Origin of the sequence: Cellulomonas marina (assembly GCF_900111925.1) — a bacterium.
Classification (GTDB): domain Bacteria; phylum Actinomycetota; class Actinomycetes; order Actinomycetales; family Cellulomonadaceae; genus Cellulomonas; species Cellulomonas marina.
Genome location: NZ_FOKA01000020.1, coordinates 17081 through 35919 on the forward strand (window position 1 = coordinate 17081; position 18839 = coordinate 35919).

Annotated in this window: 19 protein-coding genes and 1 riboswitch; of the genes, 6 read left to right on the forward strand and 13 right to left on the reverse strand. The window is 77.1% G+C overall.

Going from position 1 to position 18839, the window contains the following annotated elements:
• Window positions 1–38 precede the first annotated feature (38 nt).
• Window positions 39–752 carry an AMIN-like domain-containing (lipo)protein gene (locus tag BM048_RS16315; protein ID WP_239079016.1) on the forward strand — a complete coding sequence of 238 codons (714 nt, stop codon included), beginning with the start codon at window positions 39–41 and terminating at the stop codon, window positions 750–752.
• Window positions 753–800: 48 nt separating this feature from the next.
• Here the strand turns inward: BM048_RS16315 and BM048_RS16320 are convergent, their stop codons facing one another.
• The 7 genes from BM048_RS16320 to BM048_RS18335 form a co-directional block, all read right to left on the reverse strand.
• Complete coding sequence (locus tag BM048_RS16320) at window positions 801–1142, reverse strand: hypothetical protein (RefSeq protein WP_090034725.1); 342 nt, start codon at window positions 1140–1142, stop codon at window positions 801–803.
• A gap of 153 nt (window positions 1143–1295) precedes the next feature.
• Complete coding sequence (locus BM048_RS16325; RefSeq protein ID WP_239079015.1) at window positions 1296–1889, reverse strand: GNAT family N-acetyltransferase; 594 nt, start codon at window positions 1887–1889, stop codon at window positions 1296–1298.
• Complete coding sequence (locus BM048_RS16330) at window positions 1886–4138, reverse strand: putative bifunctional diguanylate cyclase/phosphodiesterase (protein WP_090034726.1); 2253 nt, start codon at window positions 4136–4138, stop codon at window positions 1886–1888. Before BM048_RS16330 ends, BM048_RS16325 begins: the two co-directional genes overlap by 4 nt.
• Before the next feature lie 59 nt (window positions 4139–4197).
• A complete protein-coding gene (locus BM048_RS16335) occupies window positions 4198–5865 on the reverse strand; it encodes a CYTH and CHAD domain-containing protein (RefSeq protein ID WP_090034729.1) in 1668 nt (555 codons plus the stop codon).
• 88 nt (window positions 5866–5953) lie between these two features.
• Window positions 5954–6343 carry a DUF8129 domain-containing protein gene (locus BM048_RS16340; RefSeq protein WP_239079014.1) on the reverse strand — a complete coding sequence of 130 codons (390 nt, stop codon included), beginning with the start codon at window positions 6341–6343 and terminating at the stop codon, window positions 5954–5956.
• A 74-nt stretch (window positions 6344–6417) separates the two neighbouring features.
• On the reverse strand, window positions 6418–7587 hold the full coding sequence (locus BM048_RS16345; protein WP_090034730.1) for a zinc-dependent alcohol dehydrogenase: 1170 nt from the start codon (window positions 7585–7587) through the stop codon (window positions 6418–6420).
• Window positions 7584–8093, reverse strand: a complete 510-nt coding sequence (locus tag BM048_RS18335; protein ID WP_175499597.1) for a hypothetical protein — start codon at window positions 8091–8093, stop codon at window positions 7584–7586. Before BM048_RS18335 ends, BM048_RS16345 begins: the two co-directional genes overlap by 4 nt.
• 184 nt (window positions 8094–8277) lie before the next feature.
• On the opposite strand from BM048_RS18335, the gene BM048_RS16355 reads away from it, so the two are divergent.
• Window positions 8278–8853 (forward strand): OsmC family protein, encoded by a 576-nt coding sequence (locus BM048_RS16355; RefSeq protein ID WP_139224511.1) that lies wholly within the window; start codon window positions 8278–8280, stop codon window positions 8851–8853.
• 103 nt (window positions 8854–8956) lie between these two features.
• Window positions 8957–9760 carry a hypothetical protein gene (locus BM048_RS16360; RefSeq protein WP_175499598.1) on the forward strand — a complete coding sequence of 268 codons (804 nt, stop codon included), beginning with the start codon at window positions 8957–8959 and terminating at the stop codon, window positions 9758–9760.
• A 50-nt stretch (window positions 9761–9810) separates the two neighbouring features.
• Here the strand turns inward: BM048_RS16360 and BM048_RS16365 are convergent, their stop codons facing one another.
• Window positions 9811–10812 carry an aldo/keto reductase gene (locus BM048_RS16365; RefSeq protein WP_090034733.1) on the reverse strand — a complete coding sequence of 334 codons (1002 nt, stop codon included), beginning with the start codon at window positions 10810–10812 and terminating at the stop codon, window positions 9811–9813.
• Between the two features lie 121 nt (window positions 10813–10933).
• Between BM048_RS16365 and BM048_RS16370 the strand changes: the two genes are divergently transcribed.
• The gene (locus tag BM048_RS16370; protein WP_090034735.1) at window positions 10934–11449 is read left to right on the forward strand and encodes an SRPBCC family protein; all 516 of its coding nucleotides are present in this window, start codon (window positions 10934–10936) and stop codon (window positions 11447–11449) included.
• A gap of 42 nt (window positions 11450–11491) precedes the next feature.
• Window positions 11492–12322 (forward strand): dimethylargininase, encoded by an 831-nt coding sequence (ddaH, locus tag BM048_RS16375; RefSeq protein WP_090034738.1) that lies wholly within the window; start codon window positions 11492–11494, stop codon window positions 12320–12322.
• A gap of 81 nt (window positions 12323–12403) precedes the next feature.
• On the opposite strand, the gene BM048_RS16380 is transcribed toward ddaH, so the two are convergent.
• From BM048_RS16380 to BM048_RS16395, 4 genes are all read right to left on the reverse strand, one after another.
• Window positions 12404–13558: a universal stress protein gene (locus tag BM048_RS16380; protein ID WP_090034739.1), complete on the reverse strand. Its 1155-nt coding sequence runs from the start codon at window positions 13556–13558 to the stop codon at window positions 12404–12406.
• Between the two features lie 124 nt (window positions 13559–13682).
• Window positions 13683–14141 carry an HNH endonuclease gene (locus tag BM048_RS16385; protein ID WP_090034811.1) on the reverse strand — a complete coding sequence of 153 codons (459 nt, stop codon included), beginning with the start codon at window positions 14139–14141 and terminating at the stop codon, window positions 13683–13685.
• A gap of 291 nt (window positions 14142–14432) precedes the next feature.
• A complete protein-coding gene (locus tag BM048_RS16390) occupies window positions 14433–15278 on the reverse strand; it encodes a C40 family peptidase (RefSeq protein ID WP_090034742.1) in 846 nt (281 codons plus the stop codon).
• 3 nt (window positions 15279–15281) lie between these two features.
• Window positions 15282–15444, reverse strand: a riboswitch (cyclic di-AMP (ydaO/yuaA leader).
• 311 nt (window positions 15445–15755) lie between these two features.
• Window positions 15756–16646 (reverse strand): metal-dependent transcriptional regulator, encoded by an 891-nt coding sequence (locus BM048_RS16395; RefSeq protein WP_090034744.1) that lies wholly within the window; start codon window positions 16644–16646, stop codon window positions 15756–15758.
• A 218-nt stretch (window positions 16647–16864) separates the two neighbouring features.
• Between BM048_RS16395 and serC the strand changes: the two genes are divergently transcribed.
• Window positions 16865–17995: a phosphoserine transaminase gene (gene serC, locus BM048_RS16400; protein ID WP_090034747.1), complete on the forward strand. Its 1131-nt coding sequence runs from the start codon at window positions 16865–16867 to the stop codon at window positions 17993–17995.
• 37 nt (window positions 17996–18032) lie between these two features.
• Here the strand turns inward: serC and BM048_RS16405 are convergent, their stop codons facing one another.
• A complete protein-coding gene (locus BM048_RS16405; protein ID WP_090034750.1) occupies window positions 18033–18671 on the reverse strand; it encodes an LPXTG cell wall anchor domain-containing protein in 639 nt (212 codons plus the stop codon).
• Window positions 18672–18839: the final 168 nt, after the last annotated feature.

Consider the following 18839-nt stretch of genomic DNA (forward strand, 5'->3'; position numbering starts at 1 on the left):
GCGCGGGCGGGCCCGCCGCCCGTGATCGGAGGACCAGCGTGCGCACCCGGCGAGCCCCGTCCCTGCTGGCCCTCGGGGCCGCGACCGCGCTCGCCCTCGCGGCGTGCGCCTCAGGTGGCTCGACGGCCGGCCCCTCGGGGAGCAGCGGCTCCGGCCCCGCGGACGGCACGCCGACCGCGACCGCGAGCAGCGCGCCCCCGAGCAGCGCGTCCCCCAGCACCTCCCCGACCGCCGGCGGGGACGACGACGGCGTCGAGCCGACCGCCAGCCCGCTGCCCGCCGACGACCCCACCGACGACCAGCCCTTCCCCGCGGACCTCGCCCCCGACCTGCAAGAGGCCGGCGGTGACGCGCGGCTCGGCCTGACCGGCATCCGGGTCGGGCTCGGCGAGGGGTACGAGCGGGTCGTGCTGGACCTCGAGGGCACCGGGCAGCCGGGCTGGGACGCGCAGTACCGGACGACGGGTCCGGCGCAGGAGGGCTCGGGCGACCCGGTCGAGGTCGACGGCGACGCCGTGCTGTGGGTGACCGTCACGGGCCTCGCCTACCCCGGCGACGGTGTCACCGACGTCACCGCCGCCCCGCGCACGGACCCGGAGGGCACCGAGGTGGTCGAGGAGGTCGTCTACGACGGCGTGTTCGAGGGCCAGGCCCAGGTGTGGATCGGCCTCGACGAGCAGCGGCCGTTCCGGGTGTTCCGGCTGGAGGACCCGGCGCGCGTCGTCATCGACGTCGTCGGCACGGACGGCTGACGGGACCGGGCATGCGAGCCGGCACACGAGCCGGCACCCGCAGCAGGCTCAGCGGGCGCTTCCCGCCGCGGACCGGGTCGGTCGGACCTGGTCGGCGATGACGCGGAGCTCCTCGCCGCCCTCCAGCAGGACGTAGTAGACGACCTCCGGCAGTCGGTCGACGCGGGTCGTCACGAGTCCTGCCGCGTCCCCGGACGCCGTCCGCACGCGGACGGCCCGCCCCGGTGACAGGAGCGGACGGCGGCGGACCGCACGGGTCATCTCGGCGGACACCGACGCCGCGTCGTCGACGCGCACGCTCGACGACGCGACGCCCGGAGGCTTGACCGGTGTCGGGAGGTGGGCCGGGAGCACGTCGGGGGAGACACCGACGACCGGGTCGAGGAGCACGGCACACCTCCGGATGCTGGAAGGACGTGGTCATGCTAAGGCCACGCGACGAGCGGCAGAAGACCGCACTCCCTTCACCGGATCGCAAGGATCACCCGACCGTGTGCACGCCGGTGCCCGTCCGACGGCCGTAGCGTCCGCCCGGACGACCCCCTACCGCCCCCGGTCCGTCGCCAGCACCGACATGAGCAGCGCGTCCGTCCACTCCGCGTCCCACCACAGCGCGTCACGCCGGCGCCCCTCGACGACGAACCCGCAGCGCTCGTACGTTCGCTGCGCCCGCGGGTTGAACGCGTAGACCTCGAGCTCCACGCGGTGCAGCAGCACCACCTCGAAGGCGTGGTCGAGCACCGCGCGGATGGCCTCCGGCCCGTAGCCGTGGCCCGTCGCGGCGTCGACGAGCCCGATGCGCAGGCTCATCGACCGGTTGTGCGCGTCGAGGTCGTTGAGCACGACCTCCCCCACGTGCCGCCCGTCCGCGCGCGTGACCACGGCCCAGTCGAGCCGGTCGTCGGCGGCGTCCAGGCCCGCGAGCCACCGCTGCACCTGATCGTGCGTGAACGTCGCCGTCGTGCCCGTCAGGCGTCGGCTCGGCACGTCCTCGAGCAGCTCCCACGTCCCGGTCAGGTGCTCCGGCCCGAGGGGCTCGAGGTCGAGGCGGTCCGTGCGGAGGACCGGTCGCGGCCGCAGCGGCCCGAGGGGCGGCGGCGTCCCCGGCCCTCCGCCGTCGGTGGCGCCGGCGCTCACGACGGCGTCCCCACGCGCGTGGCGGCCAGCCAGGCGGCGGCGTCCTCGTCGAGCAGCGGACGCGCGTAGAGGAAGCCCTGGGCGCGGTCGATGCCGGCCCACCGGGCCCACTCCGCCTGGTCCTCGCGCTCGACGCCCTCCGCGATGAGCCGCAGGCCCAGGTCGAAGGTGAGCTGCCGCACGGCCCGCACGATGGCCTGCACGCGCGGGTCGTCGATCTGCTGGAGGAAGCTGCGGTCCACCTTCACCTCGTCGAGCGGGAGGCCGGCCAGGTACGACAGGGAGGACCAGCCGCGCCCGAAGTCGTCGATGCTCGTGCCGAAGCCTTCCTCGCGCAAGCCGGCCAGGGTGCGGGTCGCCTTCGCCTGGTCGCGGAGCAGCGCGTCCTCGGTCAGCTCCAGCACGACGGCTTCCGGCGGCAGGCCGTGCCGCTCGACGAGGGCGCACAGCCGCGACGTGAGGTCCGGGTCCAGCAGGGAAGCCGGCGCGAGGTTCACCGCGACGTCGAGGTCGTGGCCGTCCGCGCGCCACCGCGCGCACGCGGCGACCGCCTGCTCGAGCACCTCCTCGGTGAGGGCCGGCATGAGGCCGGCGCGCTCGGCCACCGCGAGGAAGTCCCCGGGCTGCAGCAGCCCGCGCTCGGGGTGCCGCCACCGCACGAGGGCCTCCATGCCCAGCGCCCGCGGCGGCCCGGCCAGCGTCACCTGCGGCTGGTAGGCGACGACGAGCTCGCCCGCGCCGATGCCGCGGCGCAGCGCCTCGACGAGGCCCAGCCGGTCCATCGCCTGGTGGTGGGTGGCGGCGTCGTAGGTGACCGTGGCGGAGGAGTCCTTCGAGTCGTACAGCGCGACGTCCGCCCGCCGCAGCAGCTCGTGCACGTCGTGCTCGCCGTCGGTGACCGCGATGCCGAAGCTGGCGCCGACGTGCACCTGCACCTCGTCGTCGAGCCGGACCGGCTCCTCCAGGCGTCCCCGCAGGCGCCGGACCACGTCGGCGGCGACGTGCTCGTCGGCGCCCACGCAGGCGACGGCGTACTCGTCGCCCCCGAGCCGCGCGAGCAGGTCACCCGTGCGCAGGACGCGCTGGAACCGGCGGCCGACGGCCGTCAGCAGCCGGTCCCCCGCGGGGTGCCCGAGCGAGTCGTTGACGTCCTTGAACCGGTCGAGGTCGATGAGCACCAGCGCGACGGGGCCGCGGGTGCGCGCCTCCTCGACCGCCTCGATGAAGGCGCGCCGGTTCGGCAGTTCCGTCAGCTCGTCCGTGCGGGCCTGCGCGCGGCTCTCGGCCAGGGCCTGCGCCTGCACCGCCAGCCCGATGGTGCGGAGCATGCCCAGCACGATGGCCGTGGAGGCGCAGAGGACGACGACGAAGGACTCCTCCCAGGACGTCGCGGCGATGAGGACGAGGCACACCGTCGTCGCGGCCAGCGGGACCGCGACGCCCCAGGTGCGCCCCGGCAGGCCGCGCGGCTCGCGCGAGGGGGCCGTGGCGCAGCCGGTCGCGATGAGCGCGGCGGCGAGCACCCAGCACAGGTCGACCCATGCCCCGCGCTCGAAGGTCTCCTGCGCGGAGGTGACGAGGTACGCGAGGTCCGCCACCACGAACGCCGCCATCCCGGCGCCGATGAGCGCCCACGACGGCGTCGGCCGCCACCCGCGCAGCCCCAGCGCGACGAGCACGAGCGCGACGAGCACGAGGTCGAGCACCGGGTAGAGGGCCAGCAGCGGGGGCAGATCGACCCCGTCCAGGACGTGCTGCACGAAGCCGAGCACGAGGGCGACCGCGGTCAGGGTGGCGATGCCGCTGTCGAACAGGAAGCTGCGCGACGCGCCGCTGAAGAGCCGGCGCAGGTGCCGCAGCAGCGCGACGTACGCCAGCACGTAGAAGGCGAGGAAGAGGGGCTCCGTCAGCGGCACGCCCGCCACCTGCGGCAACGTCGACGACCAGGCGCCCAGGACCGTGACGACGAACCCGCCCGTTCCGTAGGCGGCGAGGCCGGCCCCGAGGCAGAGCCAGGAGACGCGGTCCGGCGGGTCGACGACCGCCCGGTGCAGGACGAGCGCGGCCGACAGGTACCAGGCACCGAGGTACAGCACGTCCTCGAGCGCCTGCGGCAGCTCGACCGTCGTCAGCGCGTGCACCGCGAAGAGGGCGACGACCACCCCGAGCACGCCGAGCGCCACGGCGGTGGCCGCGCGGCCCTGCTGCGGGCGCACCTCTGCGGAGGGTGCCTCCGGTGCGCTCGTCATGGCCCCATCCTCCCCGACGCGGGGGACCCCCGTCCCGGCGGAGGCCCCGAGCCCGTCGCTCAGCCCATCGTGCCGCGCAGCCGGCGCAGCGCGCGGCGGGCCGGCTCGACCGCGGCCTCCGCCGCCGCGGCCCGGTGGCCCTCCTCCGCGTGCAGCCGGCCCAGCGCGAACGCGGTGCCGCGCGGCGTCCGCGACCGGGAGGCCAGGGCAGCGAGGCGCTGCCGGGCGACGACGGCGTCGTGCTGGTCGCCGAGGACCCGCTGCAGCGCGTGAGCCCGCCGGGCGACGCGGCGTCCCGGCGCACCGAGCGCCGGCGCACCCGCCTCGGCCGCGTACCGCAGGCGCTTGGCGGCGCGGCGGGCGGCGTGCAGCGCGTCGTCGCGGGCGTCCCCGGGGGCGGCCCTGCGAGCGCGGTCGAGGCGGGCCATCGTCCTCCCGATCTCGGCCTCCACCAGCGGCGGCAGGGCGCGGTCCGCCCGGCGCCGGGCCCGGCCCCGCAACGGCGGCTCGGCCACGAGGGCGTCGAGGCGGTCCAGCAGCGCGCGGTACCGGTCGTCGTCCAACGCCTCCGCCAGTGCCGCGCGGGCGTCGGCGGTCTCCTGCGCCAGGGCCGCGTCGAGGGCGGCCAGCGCGGGCGCGTCGGCGTCCTGGCCGCCGCCGGACGCGTCCGGCTCGACACGGCCGAACCGCTCGCGCAGCACCTCGGCGTCCCGCGCACCGCCCAGCGCGTCGCCGAGCCACGCCAGCTCGTCCTGCAGCCCCGCGACGGCGTCGTCGCGCAGCAGGCGGCGGTGCGTCCTGAGCGCGGACCTCAGGCGCCGCACGGCGACCCGGGCGTCGTGGACGGCACCGGGCGCGCCCAGGCGGACGTAGGGGTCGTGGCCCCGCAACGTCTCGAGCTGCTCCGCCAGGTGGGCGACGAGGACGTCGCCGGCCGGGGACCGCCGGCGCAGGCGACGGGGCCGGTCCCGCTCCACGCCGTCGCGGCGCTGCCCGGGCCCGCCGTCCGCGCGCCGCCGCAACGGCCGCAGGTCGAGTGCGCGCGCGAGCTTGCTCGGCTGCGCCGCGGGCAGCAGCCCGGCCGCCCGCAGGCGCACGTCGAGGGCGTCCGCGAGCGCGGGGTCGCCGTCGACGAGCTCCAGCTCGGCCTCCCGCCAGGCGCGCGGCTCGTCGGCGTCGCCCGGCTCGGCACCGCCGCGCACGGCCGCGACGCGGTCGTCGGCGAGCTCGACGAGGACGGTGCCGTCGGCGGCGACCAGCCGCCGCACGTGCCGGTCGACGGCCAGGCGCACGACGGGCCGGACGGGCGCGGTGCCGGTGCGGGCCCGCACGAGGCGCAGGAGCTCCGCCGGCGGGTCCTCGTCGTCGGTGAGCGGGCGGTGCACCTCGGTGCGGGTCTGCTCGTTCCCGTCGCCGCCGCCGCGGGAGCTCGAGTCCCTGCTCGCGCCCGTGCTCGCCGGCAGCTTCACGTGCCAGCCGTCGTCGGCGCCCCCCTCGCGCCGGCGCAGCGTGATGCCCGCCGTCGCCAGTCGCAGGTCCTCCGTGTCGAGGTAGACCGTGCGCAGGGCGTACCGGTCCGTCTCGACCCGCGCCCCCGTCACGACCTCGCGCAGCCGCTCCGGCAGGTCCGGGACCGCCTCCGCCGCGAGCGCGGCCAGGTCGGGCAGGTCACCCCCGTGGCCCACGTCGTAGGTGCGCTCGCGCTCGGTCTGGACGCCGTCGGTCATGCGTCCTTGTGTAGCCCAGCGGCCGGTGCGCCGCTCCTCGTGGGCGCACCGGCCGTCGTCGTGCGTCGGTGCAGGGTCGGCGCCGAGGTCAGCCCCGCGGCTGGGACGGGTTCGTCGGGTCGCCGTGGGACGGCGGGTTCTGCGGCGGGCCGACGGTCGCCGGCGACGCCGGGCTGCCGCCGGAGGGCGGCGGTGCCTGCTCGGGGGCGAGGCCCGCGGCGTCCCCGGCGGACGGCTCCGCGCCGTCGGCGAGCTCCTGGAGACGGGCGTCGAGGACCGCCAGGACGGGCACGCGCGCGCCGTGCTCCTGCTCGTAGGCGACGAGGACCGCGAGCTCGTCGGCCTCGAGCGACCGGATGCGGTGGCCGAGGCTGCCGACCGGCAGGTGGTCGTAGTCGGGGATCGGCAGGTCCTGCCCGGTGGTGACGGTCGGGGTGCTGGCGTCGGTGCTGGCGTCGGTGCCGATGTCGTCGGTCACGCTGTCCTCCTCGTCGTGCGGGTGGTGGGACGGGCCGGGCGGCTCGTCGCGGCGGGCATCTCGGGGCGCGCCCGTCAGGGCGTGAAGACCGCCCGGACGCAGCCGTCCTGCTTGTCCTTGAACAGGCGGTAGCCCTCGGGGGCGTCCTCGAGGGGCATGACGTGGGTGGCGAGGTGGTCGGGGACCAGGTCCCCACGCTCCATGTGCTCCAGCACCCGCGGGATGTAGCGCGGGCCGTGCATCTGGGCGCCGCGGACGGTCAGACCCTTGTTCATCATCGCGCCGACCGGGAACTTGTCCGCGAGCGCCGCGAAGACGCCCAGCACGAACACCGTCCCGCCCTTGCGGCACTGGTAGATGGCCTCGCGCAGGGCGGTGGGCCGGTCGGTCTGGAGCCGGAGCTGCTGCTTGACCTGGTCGTAGAGGTAGTCCGGGCCGGGCGCGTGCGCCTCCATGCCGACCGCCTCGATGCACACGTCGGGGCCGCGCCCGCCGGTGGCCTCCAGCAGCTCGGACCCCACGTGCTGGGTGCTGTAGTCGATGGCCTCGGCACCGACCTGCGTGCGCACCTGCTCGAGCCGCTCGGGGACGCGGTCGATGACGAGCACCCGCTCGGCGCCCTGCAGCTGCGCGATGCGGGCGGCCATCTGCCCGACGCCACCGGCGCCCCACACGGCCACCGTGTCCCCGGGCCGGACGCCGCCGAGGTCGACCCCGGTCCACGCGGTGGAGCACGTGTCGGACGCGAACAGCGCGCGCTCGTAGGAGACGCCGTCGGGGATGCGGAATGCGCCGACGTCCGCCATCGGCACGCGCACGTACTCCGCGTGGCTGCCGGCGTTGCCACCCATCGCGTGCGAGTAGCCGAAGCAGCCCCCCGGTGCGAAGCCCCACAGCGCCTCGGTGATGTCGGGGTTCGTGTTCGTGTTGTCGCAGAGGGAGAACTCCTCGTGGCGGCAGTGCCAGCACCGCCCGCAGGCGATGAAGGAGGACACCACCACGCGGTCGCCGACCCGGTGCCGTCGCACGTCGGCCCCGACCTCGACGACCTCCCCGACGAACTCGTGCCCGATGACGTCACCGGCCCGCATGAAGGGGATGTACCCGCCGAGCAGGTGCAGGTCGGAGCCGCAGCTCACCGTGCGCACCACCCGGACCACGACGTCCGTCGGGCTCTCGATGCCCGGGTCGGGCACCGTCTCCACCGACAGCTCGTTCACGCCCTGCCACGTCAGCGCCCTCACAGCCGCCCCGCCTCCCGTCCGTGCCGGATCGCCAGCTCCAGCGGCAGCGACGTCAGCGTGCGCCGGGTCGTGCCGAGGTCGTCGGGCTGGGCGACCTCGCCGGTCTCCAGCAGCGACCGCGTGCGGCGCAGCGCGGCCCGGATGCGGCCCTCGAGAGCCGGTCCGCCGCCGGCCTGCCCCGCCGCCCGCGCCCGCAGCTCGGTGCCGTGGTCCCCGGTGGCCTCGCGCAGGTCGACCCGCACCTCGTCGCCCAGCTCGACGAGCGGCGCGCCCAGCGTGCCGCTCGGCCGCCCGGACGTGCCGCCGGACAGGGAGAGCGCCGCGGCGACCTCCTCCAGCGGGCGGTCGACCGTCACGGCGTGCCAGCGGTCGGGCCGCGGCGAGGGGCGCGCGGACCGCACGGCACGGGCTGTCGCGACGGCGGCGCCGCCGACGCCGACGAGGCCGACGAGCGCGGGCGCCCACCGACCGCCGGTCGAGGGGCTGGACCTGCGGGGGGACGGCACGGGGCGACCTCCGGTGCTCGGTGGGGGTGCTCGGGCAGGTGCTCGGGCGGGTGCTCGGACGGCGGGGCGCGAGGTCTGCACGCCTGCCCGTCCAGCATGGGCGCGCGTGCCGGGACCCGCACCCCGGGCACCTCGTCGCGGGCACCTCTCCCCCGCCGCCCCGCGTGGTGGGACGATGGCCGGCATGAGCCAGGACGCCGCGACGCAGGACGTGCAGGACCAGGACGGGCAGGACGTGGACGTGCAGGACGTGGACGTGCAGGACGTGGACGTGCAGGACGTGGACGTGCAGGACGTGGACGTGCAAGACCTCACGCGCGACCCGGGCAACGCCGAGAGCACCGCCCTGTGGGTCGAGCGCACCGGGACCCGCGCCTACACCGGCCGCAACAGCCGCGGCGCGGAGGTCTCCATCGCGTCGGTCGGCACCCCCGGGGCCTTCTCCCCGGGCGAGCTCATGAAGATCGCCCTCGCCTCGTGCTCCGGGCTCGCGTCGGACTTCGCGCTCTCCCGCCGCCTGGGCGACGACGTCGACGTCACCATCCGCGTCTCCGGCCCGACGGACGAGGCCGAGGACCGCTACCCGGCCCTGTCCGAACGGCTCGTCGTGGACCTGTCCGGGCTCGACGAGGCCGCCCGGGCCCGCCTCCTGCAGGTGGTCCAGCGGTCGATCGACGAGCACTGCACGGTCGGGCGCACGCTCGACCAGGGCGCGCGCGTCGACCTCGAGGTCGTCGACGCGGTCCCGCCGCACTCCTGAGCGCCGCCAGCACGCCCGAGGGCTCGTCCGCACCTCCGAGCGCTCGGTCGCGACGGCGGCGCCCGCCCCGGCGGGCGTCGGGCCCGCGTGCGACGATCGCGGCATGAGCTTGCTGGACCAGGCGCTGGACAAGGCCGTCGAGATCCCCTCGGCCCGGATCGACGCGCACGTGGCGGCGCTGCGACGGCGCAACCCCGAGGCGGACCCGGCGCGCGTCGTCGAGCTGCTGGAGAAGGAGTACCTGCTCCTCGTGCAGGGCGCGGGCGGTGCCGTCGGCGCCGCCGCCGCGGTGCCAGGCGTCGGCACGGGCACCGCCATGGCGCTGACCGTGGGTGACGTGGGGACGTTCCTCGCCGCGTCGGCCGCCTTCAGCCTCGCGGTCGCGAGCGTGCACGGCATCGGCGTCGAGGACAAGGACCGCCGGCGCGCGCTGCTGCTCACGACCGTCCTGGGCGAGGAGGGCGCGAGCACCGTCGGGGACGCGCTCGGCGTCGGCGGGGCCAAGGCCGCCCGGCAGCTCCTCACCCGCATGCCGGCGTCCACGGTCCGCAACGTCAACACGCGACTCGCGAAGCGGCTGATCAAGCGCCAGGCGGCCAAGCAGGGCGGGCTCGTGCTGGGGCGGCTCGTGCCGTTCGGCGTGGGCGCGGCGGTCGGTGTCGCCGGGGCCCGAGCCCTGGGGAGGACGGTCGTCGAGGGGGCACGCGCCGCCTTCGGCCCGCCGCCGGCCCGCTTCCCGACGGTGCTGGAGGTGGTGCCCACCTCCACCGCGCGCCGGCTGGGCGGCGGCGCCGACGACGCGACGCCCGTGCAGCGACCCTCACCGCTCGCGACGCCTCCGTCGGACGAGCGGGACGGCGGCGTGCGCGGGCTGCTCTCGCGGCTGCGGGACCGCGACGGCCGCTGACCGACGCGGCGCCCGGGCGGGGTCGCCCCCGCCCGGGCGCCGCCGGGCCGTCACCAGCGGTCGTGCACGTGCTCCCGGATGCTGCGGTCGTAGACGTCGCGGAGCGCGTCGAGCGTCGCGGCGTCCAGCGGCGCCAGGGCGGCCGCGGCCGCGTTGGCCCGGGCCTGGTCCGGGGTGCGGGCGCCGGGGATGACCGTGCTCACGCCCGGCTGGTCGACGATCCAGCGCAGCGCGAGCGCCGCCGTGGTCGCGCCCGCCGGCGTCAGCGACGCGACCTCCCGCGCCGCCTCCACGCCGACCTCGAACGGCACGCCCGAGAACGTCTCACCCACGTCGAAGGCCTCGCCGCGGCGGTTGTAGGTGCGGTGGTCGTCCGCCGCGAAGGTCGTCGTCTCGTCGTACTTGCCCGACAGGAGGCCGCTGGCCAGGGGCACGCGCGCGATGATGCCCACGCCCGCCTCCGCCGCCGCCGGCAGCACCTGCTCCAGCGGCTTGCGCCGGAACACGTTGAGGATGATCTGCACGGAGGCCACGTGCGGGCGGGCGATGGCCGCCATCGCCTCGTCGACGGTCTCCACCGAGACGCCGTAGGCGGCGGTGCGCCCCTCCTCGACGAGGGTGTCCAGCGCGTCGTACACGGCGTCGGTGCTCAGCACGGCCGTCGGCGGGCAGTGCAGCTGCACGAGGTCGAGGGTGTCCACGCCGAGGTTCTCCCGCGACCGGTCCGTCCACGCACGGAAGGCGTCGAGCGTGTAGGCCTCCGCCACGTGCGGGTCCGCACGCCGGCCCATCTTCGTCGCCACCGTGAGCCCGGCGTCCCCGCCGCGCTCGCGGGCCCGCTCCGCGACGAACGCGCCGACGAGCCGCTCCGAGCGCCCGTCGCCGTACACGTCCGCCGTGTCGAGGAACGTCACGCCGGCGTCGACCGCCGCCGCGAGCACCCCGTGCGCGGTCTCCTCCGTCACCTCGCCCCAGTCCGCGCCGAGCTGCCAGCAGCCCAGCCCCACCACGCCGACCGACCGTCCGGTCCGGCCCAGCGTCCTGCTCTCCATCGTCGTCGACATGGCGGCGACGCTAACCCAGCCGACGAGCCCTCGCGCACGTCCGTCCGCGGCGTCCGTCCGGGTGCTCGTCCCGGTCGCCGGGCCAGGGCGCCGTGCCTAGGCTCGGCGCGTGCCCGACGAGCCCACGACGCCCCTGCCCGCCCCCGTGCGCCGGAGCCGGTTCCTGCCCGTCCCCGTGGCGGACGCCTGGGAGCTGCTGGCCGACGGCCGCCACCACGACCGGCTCATCCCGCTGACGGTCGTCACGGGCGACGAGCCCGGGCTGGGCGGGCAGATCCGCGCCGTCTCCGGGCCCGGGGCCTCCCGCGGCTGGGGCCTGGTGGACACCATGCGGATCGACGCGTGGGACCCGCCGACGGACGGGTCCGGCGGGCGCGCGAGCTTCACGAAGCTGGGGCCGATCCTGCTCGGCACGGCCGACATCGAGGTCGTGCCCGCCGCGACGATCGACGGCCAGGAGCGCTGCCGGGCGACGTGGACGGAGCAGGTCTGGCTCGCCGGTCCGCTGCCGCCGGCGGTGACGGGTCCGCTGCTGCGGCCCGCGCTGGACGCGATGCTGCGGTTCGCGCTGGCCCGCGCGGAGACGTGGCTCGTCGGGCACCGCGGCCTTCCGCGCGGACGCTGACGCCCGTCGTACCGTGGGGCCACCCCCCGACCGAGGAGCCCCATGCCCCGCAGCGCGCCCGGCGCCACCCCCCGCCGGTACCTCATGTGCGAGCCGACCCACTACACCGTCTCCTACGAGATCAACCCGTGGATGGACCCGACCCGGGCGACCGACACCCAGCGGGCCGTCGACCAGTGGCGGCGGCTGCGGGACGTGTACCTCGAGCTCGGCCACGCCGTGGAGACGATCGAGCCGCTCGAGGGCCTGCCCGACATGGTCTACGCGGCCAACGGCGCGACCGTCTACGGGGGCGTCGTGTACTCGGCGCGGTTCCGCTACCCGCAGCGCGGCCCCGAGGGTCCCGCGTACGAGAAGTGGTTCGCCGACGCCGGCTTCGTCACGCACACCGCGGAGGAGGTCAACGAGGGCGAGGGCGACATGCTCGTCGTCGGGGACGTGCTGCTGGCCGGCACCGGCTTCCGCACCGACCGCGCGGCGCACGACGAGGCGGCCCGCGTCCTCGGCATCGAGGTCGTGCCCATGGAGCTCGTCGACCCGAGCTTCTACCACCTCGACACCGCGCTGACCGTGCTCTCGAGCGACCCCGCCGACCCGCAGGTCGCCTACTACCCGCCGGCCTTCTCCGACGCCTCGCGCGCAGAGCTCGAGCGGCGGTTCCCCGACGCGCTGCTGGCGACGTCCCGCGACGCCGCCGGCCTGGGGCTCAACGCCGTGTCCGACGGGGAGAACGTCGTCGTCGCCCCGGCGGCGGTCGACCTCGCGGAGGCGCTGCGCGAGCGCGGCTACCGGCCGATCCCGGTCGACACCACCGAGCTGCTCAAGGGCGGCGGCGGCGCGAAGTGCTGCACGCTGGAGATCCGCACGGCCTGACGGCCCGGCCCGACGGCCGGCTCGTGGGTCGGCCGGCTCGTCGGGTTCGCCGCCGGGCCGACCGGTCGGGGACGGCGCCCGTCAGAACGGCGGGACGTCGTCCGACCGGTCCGTGACGACCATGACGGGGCAGCGGGCGTGGTGCAGGACGGCCTGGCTCGTCGAGCCGAGCAGCAGGCCGCGGAAGCCGCCGCGCCCGCGGGAGCCCACGACGACGAGGTCCGTCGCGGTGGAGAACTCCGTGAGGAGCTGGGCGCCCGTGCCGTCCAGGACGATGCGCCGCACCGCGAGGCCGGGCCGGTCGCCCAGCACCCGGTCGACGACCGCGTCGAGCTGCGCTCGGCTGTCCGCGAGGATCTGCTCCTGGTCCACGACCGCGGGCAGCCAGGCGAGCACGCCGTTGGCGGCGGCCAGCGGCACCGCCGCCACGGCCGTGAGCTGCGCGCCCCACACCTCCGCCTCGCGCGCGGCGTACCGCAGCGCCCGCTCGGCCTGCCGGGACCCGTCGACGCCGACCACGACCGAGCGCACCGGCCGCAGCGCGCTCGCGGCGGCGCTCCGGCCGTCCGACCACGGCACGGAGAAGCCGGCCAGCGCCGACGCCCCGGCGGCCGCCGGACCGGCGCCGAGCGGGGCCGACGGCTCGTCGACGACCGGCGTCGCGCCGGACGTCGGCCGGAGCGTCCCCGCGGTGCCGACCGTGGGCGCCGGGGTCGTCGTCGGGGTCCGCACGGGGGCCGGGCCCGGGGCGGTCGGCCCGAACAGCCCGCCGACCGCGTCCTCCGGCTCGCGCGGCACCTCCCCGCGCAGGGGCACGACGACGGTCGGCGCGTGCGCGTGCGCCGGCAGGGCCGACGACACCGTGCCGAGCAGCCGGTCGGCGAACCCGCCGCGGCCGCGCGTCCCGACGACGGTGAGTGCGACCTCCTTGCTCAGCCCGACGAGGACGCCGGCGGCGTCGCCCGTGGCGAGCTCGCCGGTGACCTCGAGCCCTTCGTCGCCCACGTGCGCCAGCGCCTCGTCGAGGACGGCCCGGGCGCCGTCGCGGATCGCGCTGTCGTCGACGTAGGCGTACCCGCCGTCGAGCGCCGCCGTCGCGAACGACGGCAGCGCGTACGTGCAGACCAGCCGCAGGCTCCAGCCGTGGCGGTGGGCCTGCTGCACCGCCCACCCCAGGGCGCGCCTGCTCGGCGCCGACCCGTCGACGCCCACGAGCACCGTGCTGTCGCGACCCATGGCACACCTCCACCCTCGGGCGACGGCGCACCGGTCCGTTCCGGCCGCCCCGTCGCAGCCCGCCGGACGCGCCGGCAGTCCCAGTGTGCCGTGTGGAGGGCCGGTTGCCCAGGGACGGAAGGCCCTAGGCGGCGAGGTAGGGGGACCAGGCGGGTTCCGCGCGGGCCGCCGCCTGGCCGAAGGCGAGCGACCAGCGCGGCGCGTGCGGGGTGAAGAGCAGGCTCCACCCGATCTCGTGCAGCAGCCGGTCCGCCTTGCGGTGGTTGCAGCGCATGCAGGCGGCGACGACGTTGCCCCACTCGTGCCGACCCCCGCGGGAGCGCGGGAGCACGTGGTCGACGGTGTCGGCGACGCCCCCGCAGTAGGCGCAGCGGTGGCCGTCGCGCTGCAGCACGGTGCGCCGCGTCGGGGGCACCGAGCGGCGCACCGGCACGTGCACGTACCGCGTGAGGGACAGCACCACGGGCAGCGGCAGGCTGAGGTGCTCGGCGTGCAGCACGCCACCCTCCTCCACCACCGCGGCCTTGCCGCTCATGAGGAGCACCACCGCGCGGTGCACGGACACGATGCAGAGGGGTTCCATGCTCGCGTTGAGCAGGAGCACCCGGGGGGTCGCGGACACTTGCACGGCGGCACTCCTGACCTCGGTGCGCGGACCGGCTGGGTGCCGGCCGCCTCGGTAGGGCAACAACGTGGTGCCGTCGCGGCGACCGGGACCCGTCCGCCGCGGCGTGGTGCGGTGGTGCGAGGTCAGGGTATGCCACAGGGCCCCGGCGACCGGTGGTCGTCGGGGCCCTGTGGGTGTGGTGCGCGTCGCGGCGGCTCAGCGGCGGTGCAGCGACGGTGTGCTCAGCAGGTGTGCCGGCGGGTGTGCTCAGCCGATCCGGAGGTACACGGGCGAGCTCTGCCAGATGGACCGGAACTGGATCGTCTTGCCGGGGCGCGGCGCGTCGATCTGCTGGCCGCCACCGGCGTAGATGGAGATGTGGCCCGGGCTCCAGATGAGGTCGCCCGGCTGCGCCTCGGCCGCCGAGACGACCGTCCCGACCGACCTGATGCCCGACGACGTGCGCGGAAGCGAGATGCCGAGCTGGGCGTACACGTAGCCGATGAAGCCCGAGCAGTCGAAGCCGGCGGGCGTCGTGCCGCCGTAGACGTAGGGCACGCCCACGTACTGCGCGGCGATCTCGATGACCGAGGAGCCCGCGGCGGCGGCGGGGACAGCAGCGGCGGCGGCCTCCACGGGGGCGGCCTCCGCGGCGGCGGCCTCGGTGCTCGCGGCGGCGCTCTCCGTGGCGGCCGCGGCGGCGCGGGCGGCCGACCGCGACGTCGAGCTGGCGCGCTCGACGACGGGCTCCGGCTCGGGCTCCGGCTCCGGCGGGGGCGGCGGGGCGACGGCGGTCAGGGCCGGCGCGTCGAACGTCCACGTCGCCTCCTGCGGCGCCGTGACGACCGGGGCGGCGGCGAGCACGGCCCGCGCGGACGCGGTCAGGACGTCCGTGTCGACCGCGCCGAGGGCGGGGGCGTCCCCGGAGGCGGGCGCCGCGGCGACCGCGGGGGCCGCCAGGGTGCTGACGACGAGGGCGGACGACGCCGCCACGACGGCGGTGCGCTTGCCGACGGTGCTCATCTGCCCGGTGGCGACGGTGGCGAGCTCGGACAGGGGCGTCGACGGACGACGCGCGGCCCGGTGACGGGCGCGGGTGGTGCTCACGGACACGCGAAAGCCTCTCCTGGATGCCTGCGAGGTGAGCTGTCGGGTTCGGGTGGGAGTGCACCCGGCCGGGGCCGCGGACTGACCGCTGCACCGGCTTCACCCCGAGGACGTCCGTGGACGCCCGGTGGTGGTTCCCCCGTCCCTGCCAAGGGTTCGGTCCGTTCCACGACCGGTGGCAGGGCTCGGCATGCCGGTCACGGGCTCCGGGAGGAGGGTTCCCGAGGCGGGACGACGGTACCCGAGCGCGGACGCGGAAGTCACGTTCCGGTCACGACGTGTTCGGGCGCCGGACGGGCGGCGTCGCCGGGCGCGGCGGACCGGTCGCCGTGACCTGCGACGACGAGCGGCGGTCGTGAGCAGGGTCACAACGCCGTCGGCGCGTCGGCGGGCGGCCGACCGGGGGACGCCGGGACGGGCGGTGCGGGACGCCGCGCCAGGCCGCGCGTCACGCCGTGCGCCGGGCGTGGGCCAGGCCGTGCGTCAGGCCGTGCGGGAGCCGACGAAGACGTGCCGCGCGACCTCGTCGTCGAGCTCGAGCACCTCGCACGCACCCGGCGTGCCGGCGTCGTCGCCGGACGCCCCGGCCACCGTCACCTCGACGTAGCCGTCGACGTGCCGCACGTGCACCCGGGCGCCGGGCACGAGCCCGGCCTCGGCGAACCGCGCCAGCAGCTCGACGTCGACCTGGAGGGGCTCCGCGATGCGCGCCACGACCGCCTCGGCACCCTGCCGGCCGTCGGCGGCCCCGGCCGTCGACGCCTCGTCGTGCGCCGCGCTCGCGCCCGCCCCGGGTGCGCCCACGACGAGCGGGCGCCGCCCCGCGCCCACCGCGGCACCCCGCAGGGTGCCCGCGCCGCGCTGGGGAGCCGGCGCCGCGACCGCCGCGGCGGCGGGCCGCGCGAACTCCGACAGCGGCACGACCCCGTCGAGGAAGGCCTCCGGCGCCGCCTCCTCGCCGATCTCGTCGAGCCCCGGGATCGGGTTGCCGTAGGGGTCGTGGTGGGGGTGGTCGAGCAGGGCCGCCAGCCGGCGCTCCACCCGCTCGCTCATGACGTGCTCCCAGCGGCACGCCTCCTCGTGCACGTACGCCCACTCCAGGCCGATGACGTCGGTGAGGAGGCGCTCGGCGAGACGGTGCTTGCGCATGACCTGCACGGCCTTGTGCCGGCCCGCGTCCGTCAGCTCCAGGTGGCGGTCCCCGCTGACGACGAGGAGCCCGTCGCGCTCCATGCGCGCCACCGTCTGCGACACCGTCGGGCCGGAGTGCCCCAGCCGCTCGGCGATCCGTGCGCGCAGGGGGGTGCGGCCCTCCTCCGTCAGCTCGTAGATCGTCTTGAGGTACATCTCGGTGGTGTCGATCAGGTCGCTCACCGTTCCGCCTCCCGGGCCGTCCGTCGTCCGCCACCGCCGTCAGGGCGCAGGTCCACCCGCAGGGTAGTCAACGGCCGCCCTATCCTCGCCGGGTGACCGCGCCCGACCCCGCGCCCTCCGCTGCGCCCACTTCTGCGCCCACTTCTGCGCCCACCCCTGCGCCCACTTCTGCGCCCACCCCTGCGCCCAGCCCTGCGCCCGACCGGGGCCCCTCCCGCGTGCCCGACGTCGCCATCCCGCGCGACCTCCTGCCGCGCGACGGGCGGTTCGGCTCCGGGCCCTCCAAGGTGCGCGACGCGCAGGTGGAGGCCCTCGCGGGCGCCGGCCGGCACCTGCTGGGCACCTCGCACCGGCAGGCACCGGTGCGCGGGCTCGTCGGCCGGGTGCGCCGGGGGCTCGCGGAGCTCTTCGCGCTGCCCGACGGCTACGAGGTGGTGCTCGGCAACGGCGGCTCCACCTTCTTCTGGGAGGTCGCCGCCGCGTGCCTCGTCGAGCACCGGTCCCAGCACGCGTCGTTCGGGGAGTTCGGCGCGAAGTTCGCCGCCGCGGTCGCCCGCGCCCCGCACCTCGCCGAGCCGTCCGTGCGCACGGCGCCCGCGGGGTCCGTCGCGGTGCCGGAGGCCGAGGACGGCGTCGACGTCTACGCCTGGCCGCACAACGAGACGTCCACGGGCGCGATGGCGCCGGTCGTCCGACCGGCGGGAACGTCCGCGCGGGACGCGCTCGCCGTCGTCGACGCCACCTCCGGCGCCGGCGGGCTCGCGGTCGACGTCGCGCAGACGGACGTCTACTACTTCGCCCCGCAGAAGTCCTTCGCCGCCGACGGCGGGCTGTGGCTCGCGCTCGCGTCGCCGGCGGCGGTGGAGCGGGCCGCGCGGCTCGAGCGCGACCGCCCCGACGGCCGGTGGGTGCCCGAGGCGCTGTCGTTCACGACGGCGCTGGCGAACTCGCGGCAGGACCAGACGCTCAACACGCCCGCGGTGGCGACCCTCGTGCTGCTGGCCGAGCAGGTGGAGTGGCTGCTGGCGCAGGGCGGCCTCGCGTGGGCCGCGGCGCGCACGGCCGAGTCCGCCGACGCGCTGTACGGGTGGGCGGACGCGCGCGCGTGGGCCGCGCCCTTCGTCGCCGACCCCACGCACCGGTCGACCGTGGTGGGCACGGTCGACCTCGACGAGGCCGTCCCCGCCGCGACGGTGCTCGCGGTCCTGCGCGCGCACGGGGTCGTCGACGTCGACCCCTACCGCCGCCTCGGCCGCAACCAGCTCCGGGTGGGGATGTTCCCCGCCGTCGAGCCCGACGACGTGCGCGCCCTCACCGCGTGCGTCGACCACGTGGTGGGGCGCCTGTAGCCGTCGGCGCCCGACGACGTCGGCGCGGGGCGTGACGTCAGCCCTGCTGCGCCCGGCGACGACGGCCGGTGACGACCGCGGCCGTCCCGACGGCCACGAGCCCGGCGCCCGCGAGCGCCGCCGCGGCGACCTGGGCGCCCGTGCTGGCCAGCACCGTGGCGCGGACCTGGCGCACCCCGCCGGTCGGTTCGGACGCGCCGGTCGTCGTCGTGGTGGTCGTGGTGGTGGTCGTCGTGGTGGTCGTGCCGCCGCCGGTCATCGGGGTGCCGGGGTCGGCCGGGTCGCCCGGGTCCCCGGGGGTGCCGACGCACGTGCCGGCCGGGTCGGTGGTGGCCACCGTCGTCGAAAGGCCGCCCGCCGCCAGCTCGACGAGGACCGTCCGCGACGCGACGTCGCCACCCGGCAGCCACGGCGTCGACGCGACGAGCGGCTGGTCGGCCAGCGTCAGCAGCACTCCGCCGTCCTCACCGCGGACGGTCACGTCGACCGTCGGGTCCTCGACGCCCAGGAGGCGCACGTCCCACGCGAGCTCCGCAGGGCCGTCCCCCAGGCCGTCCTGCGTGCCGTCCTGCGAGCCGTCCTGCGCGCAGGCGATCGCCGTCACAGCCGCGATCTGGCACGGCTGGTCCGCCACGTAGCCGTCGCCCGGCGCGCAGGCCGCCGGCGAGGTCGGCACGCTCGTCGGGAGGCCCGCCGGGACGGGCCCGCGACGGCGGCGGACGCGACGCCGGTCGTGGCGGCGGCCGCGAGGAGGAGGGTCGTGCAGGTCCGGGCGAGGGGCGACATGGGGTGCTCTCCGTTCGGGTGGGCGTGCCTCCACCCTGCAGGCGCGCGGCGGCCCGTG